Here is a 21,488-nt window from a genome sequence, read left to right as displayed (position 1 = left end):
CTCGCAGTAAATGCGAGGTCTTTGTGAAACAATCCGAATTGATACCTACCTTCTGATTTTATCTAATTTAACCATTCAAAAATTACGAATTAGTATTTGAAGACTTATCTGTAATAATCACGACTCGACCATCTGAGTAGTAATCATGTTTTTCGTCAAGAACCGTTGCTGCTATAGGCTTGATATAATCCGCCCCCCATCGCTCCGAGACTTGACGTATTCGCATTGCAATGGCGTCACGCTCCTGATCAACATTCGGTTCTATTTTATGTAACACCGTGATGATTCCAGAGTAAGGCGTGATTTTTAATCCGTTGTCATAGCTAGCCGCTCCAACCCATATGGTTTGATTCGTTTTACTATCGATGCCAGCGAGCCACCATCGAATATGATTGCGCTTCATTAAATCGCCGGGTAACTGAAAAGCCATGAGTTGTGGTGAACCTTGCCAAAATAGATCTGATACAGGTGGTGTTTGGGCTTTAAGCAGTTCGAGGTAATCTGTCCATTCGATTTCATTACGTGAGAAAGTTTTGTTTTCTATCCAACCCAACGACAGCATCATTGATTTTGGAGAGGACCCTATGTAGACAATATTGATGGCCTGGGCATTAAAGTATGAGGATTTTCCTGGATAAGCTTTGTAGTCAAATTTGGTCAATTCAATTTTTTCTGGTGGCTCAATGATTTTGTCCGATAGACTTAAATCATCTGAAAACCAAAAAAAGTGACTGTAATTTGTAAACAGTAATGCCGCGGACAAGATAGAAAACGACTTGATAGCCAAAAATCGCCATTTTCTTTTATAGCCGAAGTATAGAGTACCAATGAACAACAACAATACGAGTATGCTGTATTTATGTTCAGCAATAAATATTTGTACATCTTGTAGTATGGATAACGTCTCTAACCCATACGCTGCAAGGTAACCCCAAAGGACAAATTGTCCAACACCTAACAATAAACCAATCAATGAAAATAAAGTAAAACGTGGCCAAGTGATTCTGTTGCTTCCGGCCATAAATGGCACGACCCAAGCGATAGGTCCAAGCAAGCGAGCAAATACCAATATGGCATTCCCTTTTTTATACATCAAGCGTCGACAGCGGGCAAAAGCACGGCGAGTCTTAGGAACGCATCGTATTAGTTTTTTTTGAACAGGCGCTCCTACTTGATGACCAATAAAAAAACTAATTTGGTCGCCAATAAAGCCTCCGAGTAAAACAGCGATCACGCCTGACCAAATTCCTTGGTGAAGTTGATAGCCCGCTGCCAACATGAAAGGCTCACCGGGCACAAGTAGATTGGGTCCGATTACCGCATCTAGTAATGCGCCAATAAACAGGGTTGTTCCTTCAAACATTGTACTGTCCTGACGTTATGCACTTTCTTTGTAATGGCCGAATTTGTATTCCATTTCATTATTACGCATTTCGCCAAAGAAAAAACGACGTAGGTTGGCTTTCAAATAGGTTAAGCCCGTTTTGAAAGCTCCATCTTGATCTAGTCTACGGGGGTCAAAATGAAATGTTAAAGGTAGAAGGCGGTAACGCCATGTTTTACTAGCTTTTTTTACGTACTCACAATCTTCACAGAGTGTAATTTGCTCATCAAACCCTCCGATCTCTTGATGTACGCGTTTTGTTGCGAAAAGGCATGCCCCTACCGCTGTCGGGAAAAAAAACTGTGTGATGAATAAACCAAAATTAAAGCAGTAGTAGCCTAGTTTATATATCATTGGTAGGTTCTTGGCACCCATATAGAATCCTGCCACCTCCAGTTTTTTGGTCTTTAGCTGATATAATGTGCGACTTAAAAAATCGGGTGGTAGCCTTACGTCTGCGTCCAAAAAAAGCAACCGATTGTGCTTCGCTAATGATGCACCAGTATTCCTACCAAGGCTCACACCTCTGGTTTCCATCTTGTGGATGGTAAGGTCGGGTAGGATTTCTTCGTATGAACTTGCGATTTCTCTGGTCGTATCGTCACTGTTTGAGTCGACCAAAATGACCTCGAAACCTTGATGACATTGCTTGCCAAGGTCTTCTAATAAATGACCAATTCGTTTTTCTTCATTAAGTGTAATGATGACGATGCTGATTGAGCTCATTGTTAACTCCATAGATATTATTAATGACTATGGAAACAAAGGTACACCCCTATTCGTTAACGATTGTTGAACAGCTTATTCAGGTTAGGTTCATCTAGAAAATAGCGTAAAGAGGTTGTGATAGGAGCGGGTAGGTTGGTTGAGCTCGGAAATAGACGAATAGTCATTACCTCGCGGTATTTTGCGAGGTCTTACTTTTACGAATTATATTACTGCTCTTGTGATTTTTTACTATCCAATATTGCCTGGATTCGGGGATTGATTTGGTTGCCGTGCTCTTGTCGATATTCTTCTTGTTTCTCATCGTTTAGGTTTCTAACCGAATTAGCGGCAAGAGCTTTAGGCATCTCGGTTCTAAGCTTACCTTTTTCCTGAAGCTTCATTGCCTCTAAGTAGAATTCTTTAAATCGTTTTGCTAGTTGGGTTTGTGAGAGTCGACGCAATTCGAAGCCTTTGTTCTGAATTATCCATTTTTCTATCTGACTTTGAGGTTCTTTATTGATGACCCTCATCTGAGCGTCCATGAGCTCTGAAACGGTTAATTGGCCTTTTAATATGGTTAATTCACCCATAATAGGTGGCCAAGTTTCACCTCCTTGAAGGCGTTCGCGACAGTGTTGAATAATGCGCATTAACTCTTCTTCACTGAGACTATCAGCGAAATCAAGAAAGCGGCCAGTGGGGCGTCCGCCATAAGATTTTATCCATGTCGATTCATAAATACTTAGAAGTGTACCAAATATGTAGTTGCACCAATCGCTAGGTACTCTATCGCTTTCGTCTTGAATCGCGAGTTGACTTGGTACTTGACGAGCTTTACCCGGTGTTTTTTTAGATGGAGTAACCTGATGTTGCTTGCCTGAATCAGACGAAATAGCGGTATTTTTAGCTTTGCTAAGATGACTAATGCCATTATCAATACCGAGTTCACGCAGTTTTTTTTCCATCGAGGAAAAATCCATATTTTCAGGTTTTTTTGATTTGTTCATATTCTCGTCCGTAAACTGGCTTGGGTTAACTAGCCTTAGCCGCTAACTTGGTGTCGTGGTACCAATAATTGATGGCTAAAAATTTGGTTTCTTGCCTTGTGCTCTTAGGTACTCTCTAAACTCTTCTGAGGGACTTAAGTTTTTCCGCTGATTATTGTTTTGATAGGTAAGCTGGCGGCGTTCTTCTGACTGCTTACGATTTTCAACAGACTGCTTTTCGTTCACTATCCAGTATCGCAGCTTATTTAATAACTGGGTAATGGAGATATACTCATTGGCTCTAGACTTATAGTAAACCACAAATTTTTCCCAAAAAAGCTTAGGATCAATCTGAAGACCTGCATGCATCAGCGTTTGTTGTGCCCACTCCGGAATATCATATTCATCTAGGTCATGTGTAGATAGGTAATTACTACCGCTATGTTTCGGTTTCGCTACTTTGCTCCGTTTTTGGATAGGTTTAACATCGCCAACAAACGTTTTTAAATCGCCCGCTTGCTTAGCCTGATCAAGCCAGCCTTCAAAGTCACGTTCCAGTCTAATTAAGTTTGTGGTTTGAGTGTTGTTTTCTCGAGCAAATTTCTGCCAAATAGGGTCACGACTTACCATTGGAATATTGTAAAGGCCAAAAAATCGACCAGTCCAACTAGGCGCGCTAGATTGCTCCATCGGTTTAATTGTTGCAGGGGCGTTTTGAACCATATCCGTCGGAGTATAAACGGGCAATTGAACGGTCGTTGAATTATCCGAAAGAAGCAATTTAAACCAATGAACCTCACGGCCCATTCTTCTCTCTACTTGGGTTTTTTCTAGGAAACCTTGATTGGCGATTGAAGTAAGAGTGTTCGCTAACTTAAATTCGTTGGAGAGACATTCTTGGGCAATGTCATTTAGTTCAAACGAGACCATGCCTTCATTATTGGCCATATCTGCCAACTTCAATAACACCAATTTTTCATCGGCAGATTCAAGGGATTTGTCCCATGCATAAAACGTGTATTTTGAACTCAAAAAATATCTCCTCGGCAGAGCTCTAATTCTAACCTCTGAGCTCAATATAAACAAACTTACATCGCTCCTTACAACCTCTATGACATGCATCATTGGAATGAGGCTCATGACTGTATCTGTTTGCGGGATAAAGGCGATCGTTGTTATACTCTGGCCTTTGTTGTCGTTAGCTATACTATTAGCAGGCATTAGATATCAAGGTGAAAAACTGTTCTGAAAAGTCTGTTTTTCACCGTTAGACTCACGACTCAATAGTGAGTTATCCATATATAGTGATTTATTGCAGAAAATTTACCTTAATAAACGCATTGTTACTGGCTAGAACAGAGCAATTCGGTACACTATAACGTTAACACTTCAAACTGAAGCCCCAAGGAAACGAGCACCTGCCATGACCGAACCATTCCAACATATTTCTGTATTGCTTAATGAATCTATCGATGGTTTAGCGATTAAACCAGACGGCGTATATATCGATGGTACATTTGGTCGTGGAGGGCATAGTCGCACTATTTTGTCGAAACTAGGTGAAAATGGCCGTCTTTTTAGTATTGACCGAGATCCAACGGCTATAGCGGAAGCGAATAAAATCGATGACCCGCGCTTTACCATCATTCATGGGCCTTTTTCTAAGATGGCCGATTATGCTGAAGATTTCGGCCTTACAGGTAAGGTCGATGGAGTTTTGCTTGATCTGGGTGTGTCTTCACCGCAGTTAGATGACGCTGAACGTGGTTTTAGCTTTATGAAAGATGGTCCGTTAGATATGAGAATGGATCCGACGACAGGTATCCCTGCGTCTCAGTGGTTAATGCAAGCCGATGTCGATGATATATCCTGGGTATTAAAAGAGTTTGGTGAAGAGAGATTTGCAAAGCGCATTGCCCGCGCCATTATTGCGCATCGTGAAGATGATGAAAAAGAACCGCTAAGTCGTACTAGCCATTTGGCTAAACTTATTTCAGATGCCTCTCCGTCAAGAGAGAAAAAGAAACATCCTGCAACACGAAGCTTTCAGGCAATTAGAATCTATATAAATAGTGAGCTTGAAGAAATTGATACCGCACTTAAAGGCGCACTGAGCGTTTTGGCTCCAGAGGGAAGGCTTTCTGTTATCAGTTTTCATTCTCTAGAAGATCGAATGGTTAAACGCTTTATGAGAAAAGAGAGTCGAGGACCTGAAGTTCCTCACGGGATCCCACTGACTGAAGACCAAATAAAAAAATTGGGTAGTGCCGCACTTAAAACGGTCAGCAAGGCGATTAAACCATCGACTCAAGAAGTAGAAATAAATAACCGTTCTCGTAGTTCAATGCTAAGGATTGCAGAGAAATTATAATGGAGAACAAGCCTAATCTTGCCAAGCTTATTGTATTCGATATATTCAGGATTGGAGTAGTACCCTTTATTTTGCTGGTGGCGATATTTATCACCGCCATGGGGGTGGTATTCAATACCCATGAAACTCGACGCTCTATAACAGAGAAAGATCAGGCTTACGAAGAGCGGGAACGCCTCGATAATGAATGGCGAAATTTAATATTGGAAGAAAATGCACTTGCGGAACATAGCCGGGTTCAAAAAATGGCGGTTGAAGATCTAGAAATGAAGCGTCCTGATGCGGATAAAGAAGTGGTGATTTCTTCCAAATGAAAACAAAAAAAGTGGTAAAGCGAGCAAAAAGTTCTGCTAATAAAAAGCCAATAAACAAACGTATTGAAAAAAAAGAAGAGGTGCTTCTGATACCTTGGCGTTTTTATATCGTTATCGCCTTTGTGTTTATCGTGTTTTCTGCTCTTGTAGCGCGAGTGGCTTATATTCAGGTCATTAAGCCAGATGATCTGATTAGACAAGGTGACTTACGTTCAGTCCGTGTTAAATCCATTCCCTCAGCCCGAGGCATCATATCCGATAAAAATGGTGAACAGCTAGCGGTAAGCGTGCCTGTACAAGCGGTTTGGGCCGATCCTGTCGCCATTTTTAAAGCGGGTGGCTTTGAAGAATTAAACCGATGGTATGCCTTAGCTGATGTGCTCGGGATTAAACGCGACGTGTTACTGAAAAAAATAGAGGGTAACAAGAAAAGGCGCTTTATCTATTTGCAACGGCAAGTAAGCTCAGCGATGGCAAATTATATAAGTGAACTTAAGTTGACGGGAGTTGGCTTAAATAAAGAATCTCGTCGTTATTATCCCACTGGTGAAGTGAGTGCTCACGTTATTGGTGTTACTGGTATTGATGACCATGGCTTAGAGGGTGTTGAACGTAGTTACGATTCATACTTGACGGGTGAGGCGGGTAAGAAAACTATACGAAAAGACAGACACGGTAGGGTGGTTGAGAATATTGCTCTCAATGAGCGAAAACAAGGTAAACCAATACAGCTAACCATAGACCAACGCCTTCAAGCTATATCCTATCAAGCGATCAAACAGGCGGTTGCAGATTACCGTGCTACGTCAGGCTCAATTATTATTTTGGATGTTGATACTGGTGGGGTCTTGGCTATGGTGAATGCACCATCCTATAATCCCAACAATAAAGGTCAGTTGCAAAGCTTTAAGATGCGAAATCGAACCATTACGGATTCTATGGAGCCGGGTTCTACCATGAAGCCATTTGTCGTTTTGGCTGCGCTAGAAAATGGTACCGCAGACTATGAAACGGTTGTTGATACCGGTAACGGTCTTATGCAGATTGGCGGCAGTCGCGTGAGGGATAGCTCTAAAGTTGGTAAAGCGAACCTTGCTACTATACTGAAAAAATCAAGTAATATAGGTGTCGCAAAACTGGCGTTAGATATGCCATTGGATGCCTTATTGGGAATGTATAGTTCTGTCGGTTTTGGATCGGTGAGTGGTGTTGATCTTATCGGTGAAACCGAGGGGCTTTTTCCTGATCGCCGCCGTTGGTCGAAATTTGAGATCGCCACATTAGCATTCGGCTACGGTATTGCCGTTACTCCCATTCAACTAGCTCATGCCTATGCTACGCTTGGCAGCCATGGCCTGTACCGAGCGCTTCATATCGTTAACGACAATAAATTTGAACACTCTCAGCGTGTGATAAGTGAAGAGCATTCGATGAGGGTATTAGAAATGCTCGAAGGCGTGACACAACAAGGTGGCACCGCCACTCGAGCGGCCGTGTCAGGTTACCGAATTGCGGCAAAAACTGGTACCTCTAGAAAAGCAATCGCTGGTGGTTACAGTGATGAGTATGTGGCAATCGTTGCGGGTGTCGCTCCTGTCAGTAACCCCAGAGTTGCCATGGTTGTTGTCGTTAATGAACCTCAGGGCGATCAATACTATGGTGGTACTGTTGCAGGACCAGTGTTCTCGGATGTAATGAGGTCAACGCTGCAAATTCTAAACGTGGCTCCGGATGCCAAATAAGCGGTAGGGTTTCGTTGTAAAATTTAGACTAAATATTGAAGGACAAACTTTATGCTTAACAAGCAAAGTTTACTGTCGCTTTTATCTCCTTGGTTAGAGAGTCATGAGGAAGAGAATAAAGAGTCAGCGAGTAAAGTGTTAGATGATAAGAATAACTTTCTGCAAGAAATAGAAGTTGTCAACTTGGTGTTAGATAGTCGTAAAATCTGCAAAGGTGATACCTTTGTTGCGATCTTAGGGCATGCAATCGACGGTAGAGCGTTTATTGATAAAGCGGTCGAAAAAGGCGCTAATGCTGTGATCGCTCAGGCTTGCCAAGAGCATGTTCATGGTACGGTGGAGTATCATAACGATTGTCCAGTTATCTACATTAAACAACTTAATCTTCATTTATCTGAATTATCTAGCCGGATTTATTTGTGTAATTCAAAACTGATTGCTGTGACTGGGACGAATGGGAAAACAACCATTACTCAGCTTATTGCCCAGTGGATCGAATTAGTAGAAAAACGTGCGGCGGTGATGGGTACGACGGGGAATGGTTTTCTAGAAAACCTGCAAGTATCAGAAAATACGACAGGCAGTGCGATTGATATCCAAAGAACATTAGCGCAACTTTCCGAAGTAGGAGCCGATTATGTTGCACTTGAAGTCTCCTCCCATGGATTGGTTCAAGGACGAGTAAAGGCCTTACCTTTTTCAGCTGGCGTCTTTACCAATCTAAGTAGGGACCATCTCGATTACCATGGGACGATGGAAGCGTACGCAGAGGCTAAACTGGCGCTTTTCACACAACACCATTGTAACAAAGCAATCATCAATGCTGACGACAAAGTTGGCGCTCATTGGTTGACTCAACTTCCGCAAGCCGTTGCCGTTTCTATTGAAAATCAGCCACATCATACGCTTTCTTTATGGGCGAAAAGTGTTGAGTATTCTGACTCTGGGATCCGATTATCTATTGATGGTAGCTGGGGTGACGGTGAGTTTACCGTACCATTGATAGGTGAGTTCAACGCCTCTAATGTATTACTCAGTTTAGCCACATTATTGTCGTTGGGTTTTGACAAGCAAACGTTATTAGATTGTGCTAAAGAGCTGCAACCCGTCATTGGAAGGATGGAGCTTTTTCAAGCTGAAAATAAAGCCAAAATAGTGGTTGATTATGCACATACTCCAGATGCCTTAGAAAAGGCATTGATGGCGCTTCGAGTGCACTGTGTAGGCCAACTATGGGTTATTTTTGGTTGTGGTGGAGATAGAGATATTGGCAAGCGACCTATGATGGCCGAGATAGCGGAACGTTTAGCCGACCATGTGATTTTAACTGACGATAATCCACGTAATGAAGATCCTAAAAGTATATTTAAAGACATGCTAGCTGGGCTAATCACCCCTCGTCTTGTTCAGACAGAGCATGATCGATATCAGGCGTTGCTATTGGCAAGTGACGACGCCAATAATAACGACATCATTCTTTTAGCAGGTAAAGGGCATGAAGATTATCAAGTGCTCGAGAATGAAACCATACATTATTCTGATCGTGAATCTGCTTTGAAGATATTAGGAATAAATCAATGATTGCTATCTCATTAAGTGCCATTGCTGAAGCCCTAAATACAGAAGTAATAGGGGGAGATACGCTCATAAATTCTGTATCTACGGATACTAGAACCATTCATCCAGGATCGTTATTTATTGCATTAATGGGTGAAAATTTTGATGCACATAATTTTTGTCAGAAAGCAAAGGAGAGCGGAGCCAGCGCGCTTTTAGTGGAAAGAAAACTACCTGTAGAACTGCCTCAAATAATTGTTCATGATACCCGGTTAGCGTTAGGTAGATTGGCGTCTTGGGTTCATAAAAAATGCGACATTAAAACCGTTGCGATTACAGGGAGTTGTGGAAAAACGACCGTTAAGGAAATGGCTTCTTCCATCTTAAGTTTAAAAGGTAAGGTTCTAGCTACCGCTGGAAACTTTAATAACGACATTGGTGTCCCATTGACATTGTTACGTTCTCAGCCAGATTTTGACTATGCAGTTATTGAATTAGGCGCCAATCATCTTGGTGAAATTGCCTATACCACCGAGCTGGTTAGGCCAAGTGTTGCACTAGTCAATAATGTAGCTGCAGCGCATTTAGAAGGCTTTGGTTCTATAGATGGTGTTAAGAAGGCGAAGGGCGAGATATATCACGGTCTTTCTGCTGGTGATATCGCCATCGTTAATTTAGATAGTCAGGGAGAGAAACTATGGGAACAGGTGCTCTCAAATAAGCGTATTATCTCTTTTTCTATGTCGAATATCTCGGCAAATTATTATGCGAAAAACTGTCAATTAAACAGCCAAGGGTATGCGAGTTTTACAATGCATACTCCCGCGGGGGAGATTGACGTTCAGCTTTCGGTTGTTGGTGAACATAATGTACCCAACGCTTTAGCCGCAACAGCGTTAGCGATGGAGTTGGGCTCTTCACTTACCGATGTGGCTAAGGGTTTGGCGACGGTAGTGAACGTGAAAGGCCGCGTAGAAATCATCCAACTAAGTGATGCAATTAGGTTAATTGATGATAGCTATAATGCGAGTGTTCCTGCGATGAGAGCCGCCGTTAAGCTGCTTTCTTCCTATACGGGCACTCGTTGGCTTGTTCTCGGTTATATGGCTGAATTAGGTCAAGAAAGTCTTGAATTTCATCGTCAACTCGGAGAATATGCAGCTCAATTTAATTTTGAGAATGTGCTGACCTTTGGTGATGAAGCAAAAGCGATTAGCGATATTTGCCAAGGCCTACATTTTTCTACACACAGTGAGTTGATTGATTATATGTGGCAGCAGTTGCACAAAACACCAAAGCACGTTCATACTGTGTTGATAAAAGGAGCAAACGGCGCACATATGAGTGTTGTGGCCGAAGCTTTAAAGGAGAAGCATAAATGATCATCTGGCTTGCAGAATTACTACAGCCATATTTCTCGTTCTTTCGATTATTTGAATATCTATCGTTTAGATCAATCTTAAGTGTCATCACCGCCCTTAGTCTCTCTTTGTGGATGGGACCTAGGTTGATAACGCGGTTACAGCTGTTACAGATAGGTCAAATAGTTAGAAATGATGGGCCTGAATCTCATTTCAGCAAACGTGGTACACCAACGATGGGCGGCATAATGATTTTGGCCTCCATTATCATCACCGTTCTTTTATGGGCCGATCTCTCCAATATCTATGTTTGGGCTGTGATATCAGTACTTTTAGGTTATGGCGCGGTAGGGTTTGTCGACGATTACCGCAAGGTAGTAAGGAAAGACCCGGCAGGTTTAATCGCGAGATGGAAGTATTTTTGGCAATCTGCGATTGCTTTGGTTGTTGCTTTTGCACTTTATGCGCACGGCAAAGATACATCTGCTACCCAGCTTGTTGTTCCATTTTTTAAAGATGTTATGCCTCAATTAGGGTTGCTTTATATTGTTTTGACCTATTTCGTGATTGTTGGCACCAGTAATGCTGTGAACCTTACTGATGGTCTAGATGGCTTGGCAATTATGCCTACGGTGCTGGTGTCTGGTGGATTTGCCGCCATCGCTTGGGCAACAGGTAATGTTAATTTTTCTCAATACTTACATATACCCCATATTCCATTAGCCAGTGAGTTAGTCATAGTATGTACAGCGATGGTTGGTGCTGGTTTAGGTTTTCTTTGGTTCAATACCTACCCAGCACAAGTATTTATGGGTGATGTTGGTTCACTAGCATTAGGGGGGGCGTTAGGTACCATTGCTGTGTTGGTTCGCCAAGAGTTCATCCTTGTCATCATGGGTGGCGTTTTTGTAATGGAAACCTTGTCTGTTATTTTGCAAGTTGGCTCCTACAAATTACGTGGTCAAAGAGTCTTTAGAATGGCACCAATACATCATCACTATGAACTTAAAGGCTGGCCTGAGCCGCGTGTTATCGTTCGTTTTTGGATTATATCCATTGTTTTAGTTTTAGTTGGTTTGGCTACACTGAAGGTTCGATAAAAAATGGATCGTTGGAAAGGAATTAAAAACGTCGTTGTTGTAGGGCTCGGTATTACCGGGCTCTCTGTCGTTAAGCACCTATTGAAACTGAATAAAGCTCTAAATATTAAGGTAATAGACACAAGAATAAACCCTCCAGGCAAAGATAAACTTACCCGCAATATTGAACTGCATACAGCAAGTTGGAATATTGATTGGTTACTTGCTGCGGAGCTAGTGGTTGTTAATCCTGGGATCGCGTTGTCGACACCTGAAATACAGCAAGTGATTAATAAAGGCATACTAGTCGTTGGAGATATTGAACTGTTTGCTTGGTCTGTTGAAGCTCCAGTTATTGCTATTACAGGTTCAAATGGTAAAAGTACAGTAACAGATCTGGCGGGTGTGCTTGCACAAGCCTCGGGTATGAAGGTCGGCGTTGGTGGCAACATTGGTGTTCCAGCTTTAGATCTACTTAATGAACCATATGATTTATATATACTTGAATTATCGAGCTTTCAGTTAGAAACGACCTCTAATTTAGATCTTATTGCTGCTGCATTTCTTAATCTGTCCGAGGATCATATGGATCGCTATGAAGGTATGGCCTCGTACAGAGATGCAAAATTAAGAATATTTGATCATGCCAAGAATTTAGTGGTGAATGAAGGTGATAGTCAAACGTATCCAGATCATCTTGTTCCAGAGCAAAATCTGATTAGTTTTGGACTGGAATCTGGGCGATTTACTATCTTGTCCATTGATGACGTTGATTGGTTGTCTAACGGCTCAGTTGCTATTATGCCTGTGAGTGAATTGTCTTTGGTCGGGAAACACAACGTGGTGAACGTATTGACTGTTCTTGCCCTGTTAGACTGTGTAGGTATTGAATATAAAAAAGTGTTACCAGCACTTAAGTCTTACAATGGTTTGACACATAGATGCCAAGTAGTGATGGATAATCGAAATATTCAGTGGGTTAATGATTCTAAAGCAACAAACGTTGCCAGCACATTAGCTGCGCTTTCAGGGTTAGATATTCAAGGGACGCTTCATCTGTTAGTCGGTGGCATTGGAAAGGGAGCGGACTTTTCAGAGCTTGCTCCAGAATTAGCCAAGTTGAAAGTGAAACTCTACTGTTTTGGTCAAGATGGCGATCAATTGATGGTGTTACATTCATCTGCTACTCGTTGGAATAGTATCGATGAGATTATTGAGGCGATGGTACCGAAATTAGAGAGTGGCGATATGGTGATGCTCTCTCCTGCTTGCGCGAGCCTAGATCAGTATAAGAATTTTATGGCTAGAGGGGATGCGTTTACCCAGTTAGCGAAACAATACGCTTAGGAAGAGTGATTGGTGTCGAAATTAAGGTTTATTAGAGAGAAAATAAGAAACTTAGGACGCTCTAACGCTCCTGAGGTTTTATTTGATCGTCAATTGGTCTGGATTTCTCTTTGCTTAATGCTTGTGGGACTGGTGATGGTGACCTCTGCGTCATTTCCAATTAGCACGCGTTTGACCGAGCAGCCTTTTCATTTTATGTTCCGCCATGGTGTTTTTCTCTGCCTAGCGCTGTCGGTTTCCGCTGTGGTATTGCAGATCCCTTTAGAAAAATGGCTTAGGTATAGCACGCTGTTGCTTTCCGCCTCAATTGTGCTTTTGGTTATCGTATTAATAGCTGGAAAGTCGGTGAATGGTGCCTCGAGATGGATTTCTCTTGGCATATTTAATTTACAGCCAGCTGAGGTAGCAAAACTCTCTTTATTTATATTTATGGCTGGGTATTTTGTTCGAAAAGGTGATGAGATAAGACGCACCTTTTTTAGCGGGTTTATGAAACCGCTTATCATTTTTGGTGTGCTTGCCGTGTTGCTCTTAGGACAACCGGATCTCGGTACCGTCGTTGTTATGCTGGTTACTTTGTTCGCAATGTTATTTATAGCAGGAGCGAAGTTATGGCAATTTATTGCGTTAATGATGGTTGGGATTGGTGGTGTCGCACTGCTTATTTTTATAGAGCCTTATCGAATGCGCCGAGTCACTTCTTTTTGGGACCCGTGGGATGACCCGTTTGGCAGTGGTTACCAACTAACTCAATCACTAATGGCCTTTGGGCGTGGTAATTGGTTTGGACAAGGACTAGGTAATTCTGTTCAAAAGTTGGAGTATCTTCCGGAAGCTCATACCGATTTTGTTTTTGCAGTTATAGCCGAAGAGTTAGGATTTGTTGGTGTTACTATCATTCTAATATTGATTTTCGCTTTAGTGGTTAAAGCCATTTTAATTGGTAAAAAAGCTCTAGAAGCGAATGAGCAATTTGGCGGCTACCTTGCTTTTGGAATTGGTGTTTGGTTTGCGTTTCAATCTATGGTTAATGTGGGTGCTTCAGCGGGAATCGTTCCAACTAAGGGATTAACGTTGCCACTGATTAGTTACGGTGGTTCGAGTCTAATTATTATGTCTATCGCGGTATCTATATTATTGCGTATCGATCACGAATGTCGCCTCTCGGCGCTAGGCACACAGAATAAAGAACAGATTAATAATGAAGAAGAATAATAAACGACTACTTGTTATGGCTGGTGGTACTGGCGGTCATGTTTTTCCAGGGCTAGCGGTTGCAAAACAGTTACAGCAACAAGGCTGGGAAATCCGTTGGTTAGGTACGGCTGATCGCATGGAGGCCGACTTGGTGCCTCAACATGGTATTGAGATTGACTTTATTGAAGTAAAAGGTCTGCGAGGGCAAGGGGTCGGTAAGCTACTCAAAGCGCCGTTTCAGATCGTGAATGCTATCATGCAAGCCAGACGTCATATTAAGAAATGGCAACCTGATGTTGTGTTAGGTATGGGTGGTTACGTTAGTGGGCCGGGTGGTATCGCGGCATGGCTTTCTGGCATCCCAGTTGTCCTGCATGAACAAAATGCGGTTGCCGGATTAACAAATCAATGGCTATCCAAGATCGCCAAAAAAGTATTTCAAGCCTTTCCGGGCGCATTTAGCCACGCTGAAGTAGTTGGGAATCCAGTAAGAGAAGACGTCACTGAACTAGAAAGCCCTGAAGAGCGGTTTTCTGCACGTTCAGGACCATTAAGAATCTTAGTTATGGGTGGCAGTCAAGGTGCACAAATTCTCAACACGACACTACCCGAAGTAATGAAAAAGCTTGGTAATGACTATACAATTTGCCACCAAGTAGGTAAAAACAATAAAGAGAAGGTCCAGTTATCTTATCGGGATATGGGCGTAAGGCAAGCGGAGGTTACAGAGTTTATTGATGATGTTGCCGCTGTTTACGCATGGGCTGACATTGTTGTTTGTCGATCAGGGGCTTTGACGGTCTCAGAGGTGTCTGCTGCAGGCATTGGTGCTATCTTCATCCCTTTTATGCATAAAGACCGACAACAAGCTTTGAATGCTGACCACCTAATAGAGTGTGGTGCGGCAAAAATGATAGAACAACCTGACTTAAGCGTTGGTAGCTTAACGGAAATTATATCAAATCTGGACAGAAATGATCTATTAACAATGGCAATAAATGCAAGACGAGCTGCCAAGCTTAATGCAGATAAAACCGTTGCGAAGGCGATAGTCGCCTTAACTGAATAATGAGAACGATTTAATGACCCTAGACCATACTCAAGACCTATCAAAAATTAGAGCCGTTGTCCCTGAAATGCGCAGAGTGAAATGTATTCATTTTGTTGGCATCGGGGGAGCTGGGATGAGTGGTATTGCTGAAGTTCTTCTTAACGAAGGCTATCAAATTACTGGTTCTGACCTAGCCGCCAATCAGGTGACTGAGAGATTAAGTAGCAAAGGCGCGGAAATTTTCTTTGGTCATTCCGAATCGAATATTGCAAAAGCGAGTGTTGTCGTTGTTTCTACTGCAATAACAAAAGACAATCCAGAACTTGTAGCCGCGAAGCAAAAGCGTATACCAGTGGTCCAGCGAGCGGAAATGCTTGCCGAACTTATGCGCTTTCGACATGGTATTGCCGTTGCGGGTACACATGGAAAAACAACCACAACCGCGTTGGTTACTCAGATATATTTTGAAGCAGGAATGGACCCTACTTTTGTTAATGGTGGCTTGGTGAAAAGTGCCGGTACTAACGCTCGTCTAGGTTCAAGCCGTATCTTGATTGCAGAAGCAGATGAAAGCGATGCTTCCTTTCTTTATCTTCAACCAATGGTCAGTATTGTGACCAACATAGAAGCTGACCATATGGACACATATGGCGGTGACTTTGAGGTCCTCAAACAGACCTTTATCGATTTTTTACACAATCTTCCCTTTTATGGACAAGCGATTGTTTGTATTGATGATCCTGTCGTACGCGAACTTATTCCACAGATTAGCCGCCAAGTGATTACCTATGGTTTCTCTGACGATGCTGATGTCCGTATAGAGAATTATTCCCAAGAAGGCCAACAAGGCAAGTTTACGGTAAAACGCAAGGGAAAAGCGCCTTTGCATATCACGCTGAATATGCCGGGTAGACACAACGCATTAAATGCGTCAGCTGCGATTGCCGTCGCAACAGAAGATGATATTTCTGATGAAGCAATTATGAATGCGATGGTTGATACGGAAGGAACGGGTCGTCGATTCGAACACTTAGGTGAATTCAACACAGGTAACGGCAATGTAATGCTAGTTGATGATTATGGTCATCACCCAAGTGAAGTCGATGTTACGATTCAAGCTGCACGAGCAGGCTGGACAGATAAACGATTGGTTATGATTTTCCAGCCACATCGCTATAGCCGTACCCGAGATCTATATGACGACTTTGCAAATGTTTTGGAAAATGTGGATCTTCTTATCATGCTTGATGTTTATTCGGCTGGTGAGAAACCAATTAACGGTGCAGATAGCCGAGCCTTGTGTAGGACGATTCGTTCGAGAGGGAAAATCGACCCTGTTTTTGTTGCAAACCAGAATACATTACCGTCGGTATTAGCGAATTTAATGCAAGATGGAGATTTGATTTTAACTCAAGGTGCTGGTGATGTAGGCAAAGTAGCCAAGAATTTGGCAGCACTAAAACTTGATATAAACGACATGCAAAGCAATAAGTCGTCTTAGATCTGTTCCAAATGCTATTTTTTAAGGCAGTAAGATCGAATATTCTTCTGCAAAGGGTAGATACTTTGGGTAGTCTAAGTATAATTTGTTAGTTAAATTATACGCATTATTAGTTAGGTCTATTGATATGGATATCACTTATTAAAGCTAATGAATTAAATTTGATGAATAAAGCGGTAAGTGATCTTGACTATGGGGGTCTAAATACCACCAGTCAATTAAGTAAAACAAAAAAGCATGCTGTTGGTGGCATGTTCTTGCTGTTAGTATTGCTTTCCTTAGGCTTATTGTTGCAATCAACCATAAGTTGGATGCTTGATGAACAACGTCTCCCCTTATCAAAATTAGTGTTGCAGGGTGAACTTGAATACGTTTCAGGTAAAGATGTACAGCTTGCGCTACGAAGTATGGATTATGTGGGCACATTTATGTCGCAAGATGTAGATGTATTACAACAAGTCATTGTTGCAATTCCATGGGTTGCTCAGGCGTCAATTAGAAAACAATGGCCGGATTTAGTTAAAATATATTTAGTAGAACACAAGGCTTCTGCTATATGGAATGGTAATGCGCTACTGAATACGTCTGGTGATGTATTTAATGCTGACGTTGCAGAGCTGAAAGAAGATAGAGTCAAGCTCTATGGTCCACAAGGGAGTAGCCGCGGTGTGCTGGATACATGGCGACAAGTTAGCCCGATGTTTGCACCTTTGGGCCTCAAGATTACCTCTTTGGTGCTTAACGATCGTCATGCTTGGCAAATTATATTAGATAATGGTATTCGCCTTGAACTAGGCAAAGAATCATTGATTGAACGGGTGGCGCGTTTTACGTCACTTTATTATCGGTTAGGTAATGAGTCGCAACGCGTAAGCTATGTCGATCTTAGATATGATACCGGAGCGGCAGTTGGCTGGTTTCCGGATAATGAATTAGAAGAAGAGCAAGAGAAATTAAATGACTAAAAATGCAGACGATAATATTATTGTTGGTCTAGATATTGGCACTGCAAGCGTATCTGCATTAGTTGGTGAATTATTACCCGACGGTCAAGTTAACATTATAGGTGCGGGTAGTAGTCCTTCTCGTGGAATGGATAAGGGCGGAGTAAATGATCTAGAATCCGTTGTGAAGTCAGTACAAAGAGCGGTAGACCAAGCCGAGCTTATGGCTGAGTGTAAAATTAGCAGCGTATTTATCTCATTGTCGGGCAGACATATTGCCAGCCGGATAGAAAAAGGAATGGGGACAATCGCTGATGAAGAGGTTTCCCAAGATGACATGGACAGAGCAATTCATACGGCTAAGTCGATTAAAATTGGTGAAGAACAGCGAATTTTACATGTCATACCTCAAGAGTTTACGATTGACTACCAAGAAGGGATTAAAAACCCGTTAGGTTTGTCTGGTGTACGCATGGAAGTTAGCGTTCACTTGATTTCTTGCCATAATGATATGGCAAGAAATATTATAAAAGCCGTTGAGCGATGCGACTTGAAGGTTGATCAACTGGTTTTTTCTGGGTTAGCGTCAAGTAATGCAGTAATTACTGAAGACGAAAGAGAGTTAGGCGTCTGTGTTGTTGATATCGGAGCTGGTACTATGGATGTATCCATATGGACTGGCGGCGCATTGAGACACACTGAAGTGTTTTCTTACGCGGGTAACTCAGTAACGAGTGATATTGCTTTTGCTTTTGGTACGCCGGTTGGCGACGCTGAAGAGATTAAAGTAAAATATGGCTGTGCATTGAGCGAGTTAGTGAGCAAAGATGACACGGTTAACGTACCAAGTGTTGGTGGAAGACCATCAAGAATTTTAAAGCGTCAGGAACTTTCTGGCGTTATTGAAGCACGTTATGCTGAATTAATGGGCTTCATCAATCAGTCTGTTAATACCGTTCAAGCTCAATTAAGAGAAGATGGTATCAAGCATCACCTAGCGGCAGGCATTGTATTAACCGGTGGTGCTTCGCAAATGGAAGGTCTGGTTGAATGCGCTGAACGAATTTTTGGCGCAAATCGAGTTAGAGTCGGTAAGCCTATAGAGGTTAGCGGACTTACAGACTATGTTAAAGAGCCGTATCATTCTACGGCTGTGGGATTACTTCATTACGCAAAAGATAGCCAAATGAATGACGATGGTGAATATAGTGAACCAAAACGTTCCTCATTTACTTCATTCTTTAGTAGAATGCGTAATTGGATACAAAAAGAGTTTTAACCTGATAGCAGGAAAAACGGAGACAACACATGTTTGAACCGATGATGGAAATGTCTGACGATGCTGTAATTAAAGTCGTTGGTGTTGGTGGTGGTGGCGGTAACGCATTAGAACACATGGTTCGCGAATCCATCGAAGGTGTGGAGTTTATTAGTATTAATACTGATGCTCAAGCCTTACGCAAAGCTAGTGTGAGTACTGTTATCCAAATTGGCGGTGACATTACTAAAGGACTAGGCGCAGGTGCTAACCCTCAAGTTGGCCGTGATTCAGCTATTGAAGACAAAGAAAAACTTAAAGAAATCCTTAGTGGCGCCGATATGGTATTTATCGCTGCTGGTATGGGTGGTGGAACGGGCACAGGTGCAGCACCAGTCATTGCTGAAGTTGCAAAGGAACTAAATATCCTAACTGTTGCCGTAGTAACGAAGCCATTTGGTTTTGAAGGCAAAAAGCGTCTTGCTTTTGCTGAGCAAGGTATTGAAGAGCTTTCTAAACATGTTGACTCTTTGATAACAATACCAAATGAAAAATTGCTTAAAGTATATGGTAGAAGCGTAACACTACTAGAAGCGTTTGGTTATGCTAACGATGTTCTAAAGAATGCCGTTCAAGGTATCGCAGAGCTTATTACGCGACCAGGTATGATCAACGTTGACTTTGCAGATGTAAGAACAGTTATGTCTGAAATGGGTCATGCGATGATGGGTAGTGGCGTTGCAAGCGGTGAAGAACGTGCAGAAGAAGCGGCAGAAGCAGCAATATCGTCTCCACTTTTAGAGGATATTGACTTAGCGGGTGCTCGTGGAGTATTGGTTAACATTACTGCTGGTTTAGACATGCGTCTGGATGAATTCGAAACAGTAGGTAATACAGTTAAAGCATTTGCATCGGATAATGCAACGGTTGTTATTGGTACCTCTCTAGACCCAGATATGACAGAAGAGTTCCGCGTAACGGTTGTAGCAACAGGCATTGGCGCAGAGAAGAAACCTGAAATTACATTAGTTGCAGGTTCTGCGGCAAAACCGAAGCCAGCAATGGCGGCAACACCGGTTTCACAACCCGTTGCAGCAAAAGTGGATGAAAAAACGGCACAACCTTTGCTTAAGAAAGAAGGGGTGAAGCCACAACCGACAGCACCGTCAAATAGTGGTCAGTCGCAAGGCAGTTCAAACCAAAGCACGGCTCCTAAGACGGAAAAAGAAAGTGGCTATTTGGATATACCAGCATTTCTTCGTCGTCAAGCCGATTAAGAAATAGTCATAATTTGACAGAAGTCTTATTTATGATAGTATCCGCGGTCAGTTTCAACGCTGACCGTGATGAATAACACTAATTAGAGGCAAGGTAGATGATCAGACAACGTACTCTGAAAGAGATCGTAAAAACGACTGGAGTTGGTTTACACTCTGGGCGTAAAGTTACGCTTACCTTGCGTCCAGCAGCAGCAAACACTGGTGTTATCTATCGTCGTACCGATTTAGATCCTGCGGTTGATTTCCCAGCAGATCCAGCCTCCGTTCGTGATACCATGCTCTGTACTGCGCTTGTAAACGACGAAGGTGTACGAATTTCCACTGTTGAGCACTTAAATGCTGCTTTAGCAGGTATGGGAATCGATAATGTCATCGTAGAAGTTGATGCCCCAGAAATACCGATTATGGATGGTAGTGCGAGTCCCTTTGTGTACTTGTTACAATCAGCGGGTATTGAAACACTGAATGCACCAAAAAGATTCATACGCATTAAGAAACCCGTGCGCTTTGAGGATGGTGATAAATGGGCAGAGCTTGTTCCTTATAACGGTTTCCGTATGGATTTCGAAATTGAATTTGAACACCCTGCTATCGATGCTGACGAACAACGTCTTCTGTTCGATTTTTCCTCAAACGCATTTATTAAAGATATTTCACGAGCTCGCACATTCGGGTTTATGCATGATATTGAATATTTGCAATCGCAGAACTTATGCCTAGGTGGCAGCTTCGATTGCGCAATAGTGCTAGATGAATACCGTATTCTTAATGAAGAAGGCCTTCGATTTGACAATGAATTTGTCACCCATAAAGTTCTTGATGCTATTGGCGATCTTTATATGTGTGGTCATAGCATTGTCGGTGAACTTCGTGCCTATAAATCAGGTCATGCATTAAATAATCAATTGCTGCGCGCTGTTCTTGCTGATCAAGAAGCGTGGGAATGGGCGACATTTGAAGAAGAAGCCGGTTCACCTGTTGCATTTGCTGAACCCAATATGGTTCTAGCATAGTAAAATACAATTATTCGTTTCGAAAAAACCAGACATGAAGTCTGGTTTTTTTTTATCTTAATTTAGTCGTGTGTTTCGGATCTTATTCTATTTTTTGCGAGCTTATGGCGGCTTCGAAAGTGACAAAAATTGCCGCACGGCAATTTTTTGTTATCTTAATTTCCATATTTGATGATCTATCACATTCGCGTTGATATGAAAGAACCAGTACACTTGTTCGCTTAGTGACCATCACGGGACAAAAAAGTCAATCTTGGTCAAAATAATATAAATGCTAATGGAATAAAAAAAATTATCGCTTAAAATGTTGAGAACTTTTAAAACATAACTTGAATTTCATTAGGTAAGCCACAATATCTGACAATATAGTATTGTTTCAGTTTTCTTGTTTTAAA

At 42.1% G+C, this 21,488-nt stretch carries 18 protein-coding genes; 14 read left to right on the top strand and 4 right to left on the bottom strand.

Annotated features, from left to right (window positions below; all coding sequences use genetic code 11):
• Positions 1-82: 82 nt before the first annotated feature.
• From L3V77_RS14640 to L3V77_RS14625, 4 genes are all read right to left on the bottom strand, one after another.
• Positions 83-1,363: an LssY C-terminal domain-containing protein gene (locus tag L3V77_RS14640; protein WP_275134787.1), complete on the bottom strand. Its 1,281-nt coding sequence runs from the start codon at positions 1,361-1,363 to the stop codon at positions 83-85.
• Between the two features lie 15 nt (positions 1,364-1,378).
• Positions 1,379-2,110, bottom strand: a complete 732-nt coding sequence (locus L3V77_RS14635) for a glycosyltransferase (protein WP_275134786.1) — start codon at positions 2,108-2,110, stop codon at positions 1,379-1,381.
• Between the two features lie 209 nt (positions 2,111-2,319).
• Positions 2,320-3,099: a hypothetical protein gene (locus L3V77_RS14630; protein ID WP_275134785.1), complete on the bottom strand. Its 780-nt coding sequence runs from the start codon at positions 3,097-3,099 to the stop codon at positions 2,320-2,322.
• Between the two features lie 75 nt (positions 3,100-3,174).
• A complete protein-coding gene (locus L3V77_RS14625) occupies positions 3,175-4,110 on the bottom strand; it encodes a hypothetical protein (protein WP_275134784.1) in 936 nt (311 codons plus the stop codon).
• 391 nt (positions 4,111-4,501) lie between these two features.
• Between L3V77_RS14625 and rsmH the strand changes: the two genes are divergently transcribed.
• From rsmH to lpxC, 14 genes are all read left to right on the top strand, one after another.
• Positions 4,502-5,449, top strand: coding sequence for a 16S rRNA (cytosine(1402)-N(4))-methyltransferase RsmH (gene rsmH / locus L3V77_RS14620; protein ID WP_275134783.1), 948 nt, complete (start codon positions 4,502-4,504; stop codon positions 5,447-5,449).
• Positions 5,443-5,763 carry a cell division protein FtsL gene (gene ftsL / locus L3V77_RS14615; RefSeq protein WP_195705126.1) on the top strand — a complete coding sequence of 107 codons (321 nt, stop codon included), beginning with the start codon at positions 5,443-5,445 and terminating at the stop codon, positions 5,761-5,763. Before rsmH ends, ftsL begins: the two co-directional genes overlap by 7 nt.
• Positions 5,760-7,505 (top strand): penicillin-binding transpeptidase domain-containing protein, encoded by a 1,746-nt coding sequence (locus tag L3V77_RS14610; RefSeq protein WP_275134782.1) that lies wholly within the window; start codon positions 5,760-5,762, stop codon positions 7,503-7,505. The genes ftsL and L3V77_RS14610 overlap by 4 nt, the downstream gene beginning before the upstream one ends.
• Before the next feature lie 51 nt (positions 7,506-7,556).
• Positions 7,557-9,086, top strand: coding sequence for a UDP-N-acetylmuramoyl-L-alanyl-D-glutamate--2,6-diaminopimelate ligase (gene murE / locus L3V77_RS14605; protein WP_275134781.1), 1,530 nt, complete (start codon positions 7,557-7,559; stop codon positions 9,084-9,086).
• Positions 9,083-10,444, top strand: a complete 1,362-nt coding sequence (gene murF, locus L3V77_RS14600) for a UDP-N-acetylmuramoyl-tripeptide--D-alanyl-D-alanine ligase (RefSeq protein WP_275134780.1) — start codon at positions 9,083-9,085, stop codon at positions 10,442-10,444. Before murE ends, murF begins: the two co-directional genes overlap by 4 nt.
• On the top strand, positions 10,441-11,523 hold the full coding sequence (gene mraY / locus L3V77_RS14595) for a phospho-N-acetylmuramoyl-pentapeptide-transferase (RefSeq protein WP_275134779.1): 1,083 nt from the start codon (positions 10,441-10,443) through the stop codon (positions 11,521-11,523). The genes murF and mraY overlap by 4 nt, the downstream gene beginning before the upstream one ends.
• Positions 11,524-11,526: 3 nt before the next feature.
• Positions 11,527-12,849 carry a UDP-N-acetylmuramoyl-L-alanine--D-glutamate ligase gene (gene murD / locus L3V77_RS14590; RefSeq protein WP_275134778.1) on the top strand — a complete coding sequence of 441 codons (1,323 nt, stop codon included), beginning with the start codon at positions 11,527-11,529 and terminating at the stop codon, positions 12,847-12,849.
• 12 nt (positions 12,850-12,861) lie between these two features.
• Positions 12,862-14,064, top strand: a complete 1,203-nt coding sequence (gene ftsW / locus L3V77_RS14585; protein ID WP_275134777.1) for a cell division protein FtsW — start codon at positions 12,862-12,864, stop codon at positions 14,062-14,064.
• Entirely contained in the window at positions 14,051-15,115 is a 1,065-nt protein-coding gene (gene murG / locus L3V77_RS14580; protein ID WP_275134776.1) for an undecaprenyldiphospho-muramoylpentapeptide beta-N-acetylglucosaminyltransferase, read from the top strand. Before ftsW ends, murG begins: the two co-directional genes overlap by 14 nt.
• A 13-nt stretch (positions 15,116-15,128) precedes the next feature.
• Entirely contained in the window at positions 15,129-16,598 is a 1,470-nt protein-coding gene (murC, locus tag L3V77_RS14575; RefSeq protein ID WP_275134775.1) for a UDP-N-acetylmuramate--L-alanine ligase, read from the top strand.
• Between the two features lie 164 nt (positions 16,599-16,762).
• A complete protein-coding gene (locus L3V77_RS14570; protein ID WP_275134774.1) occupies positions 16,763-17,563 on the top strand; it encodes a cell division protein FtsQ/DivIB in 801 nt (266 codons plus the stop codon).
• Positions 17,556-18,821 carry a cell division protein FtsA gene (gene ftsA / locus L3V77_RS14565; protein ID WP_275134773.1) on the top strand — a complete coding sequence of 422 codons (1,266 nt, stop codon included), beginning with the start codon at positions 17,556-17,558 and terminating at the stop codon, positions 18,819-18,821. Before L3V77_RS14570 ends, ftsA begins: the two co-directional genes overlap by 8 nt.
• Before the next feature lie 29 nt (positions 18,822-18,850).
• Positions 18,851-20,077, top strand: a complete 1,227-nt coding sequence (gene ftsZ / locus L3V77_RS14560) for a cell division protein FtsZ (RefSeq protein ID WP_275134772.1) — start codon at positions 18,851-18,853, stop codon at positions 20,075-20,077.
• A gap of 98 nt (positions 20,078-20,175) precedes the next feature.
• The gene (gene lpxC / locus L3V77_RS14555; protein ID WP_275134771.1) at positions 20,176-21,093 is read left to right on the top strand and encodes a UDP-3-O-acyl-N-acetylglucosamine deacetylase; all 918 of its coding nucleotides are present in this window, start codon (positions 20,176-20,178) and stop codon (positions 21,091-21,093) included.
• Positions 21,094-21,488: the final 395 nt, after the last annotated feature.

The organism is Vibrio sp. DW001 (genome assembly GCF_029016285.1).
GTDB lineage: Bacteria > Pseudomonadota > Gammaproteobacteria > Enterobacterales > Vibrionaceae > Vibrio.
This window is presented reverse-complemented; position numbering and strand designations above follow the sequence as displayed.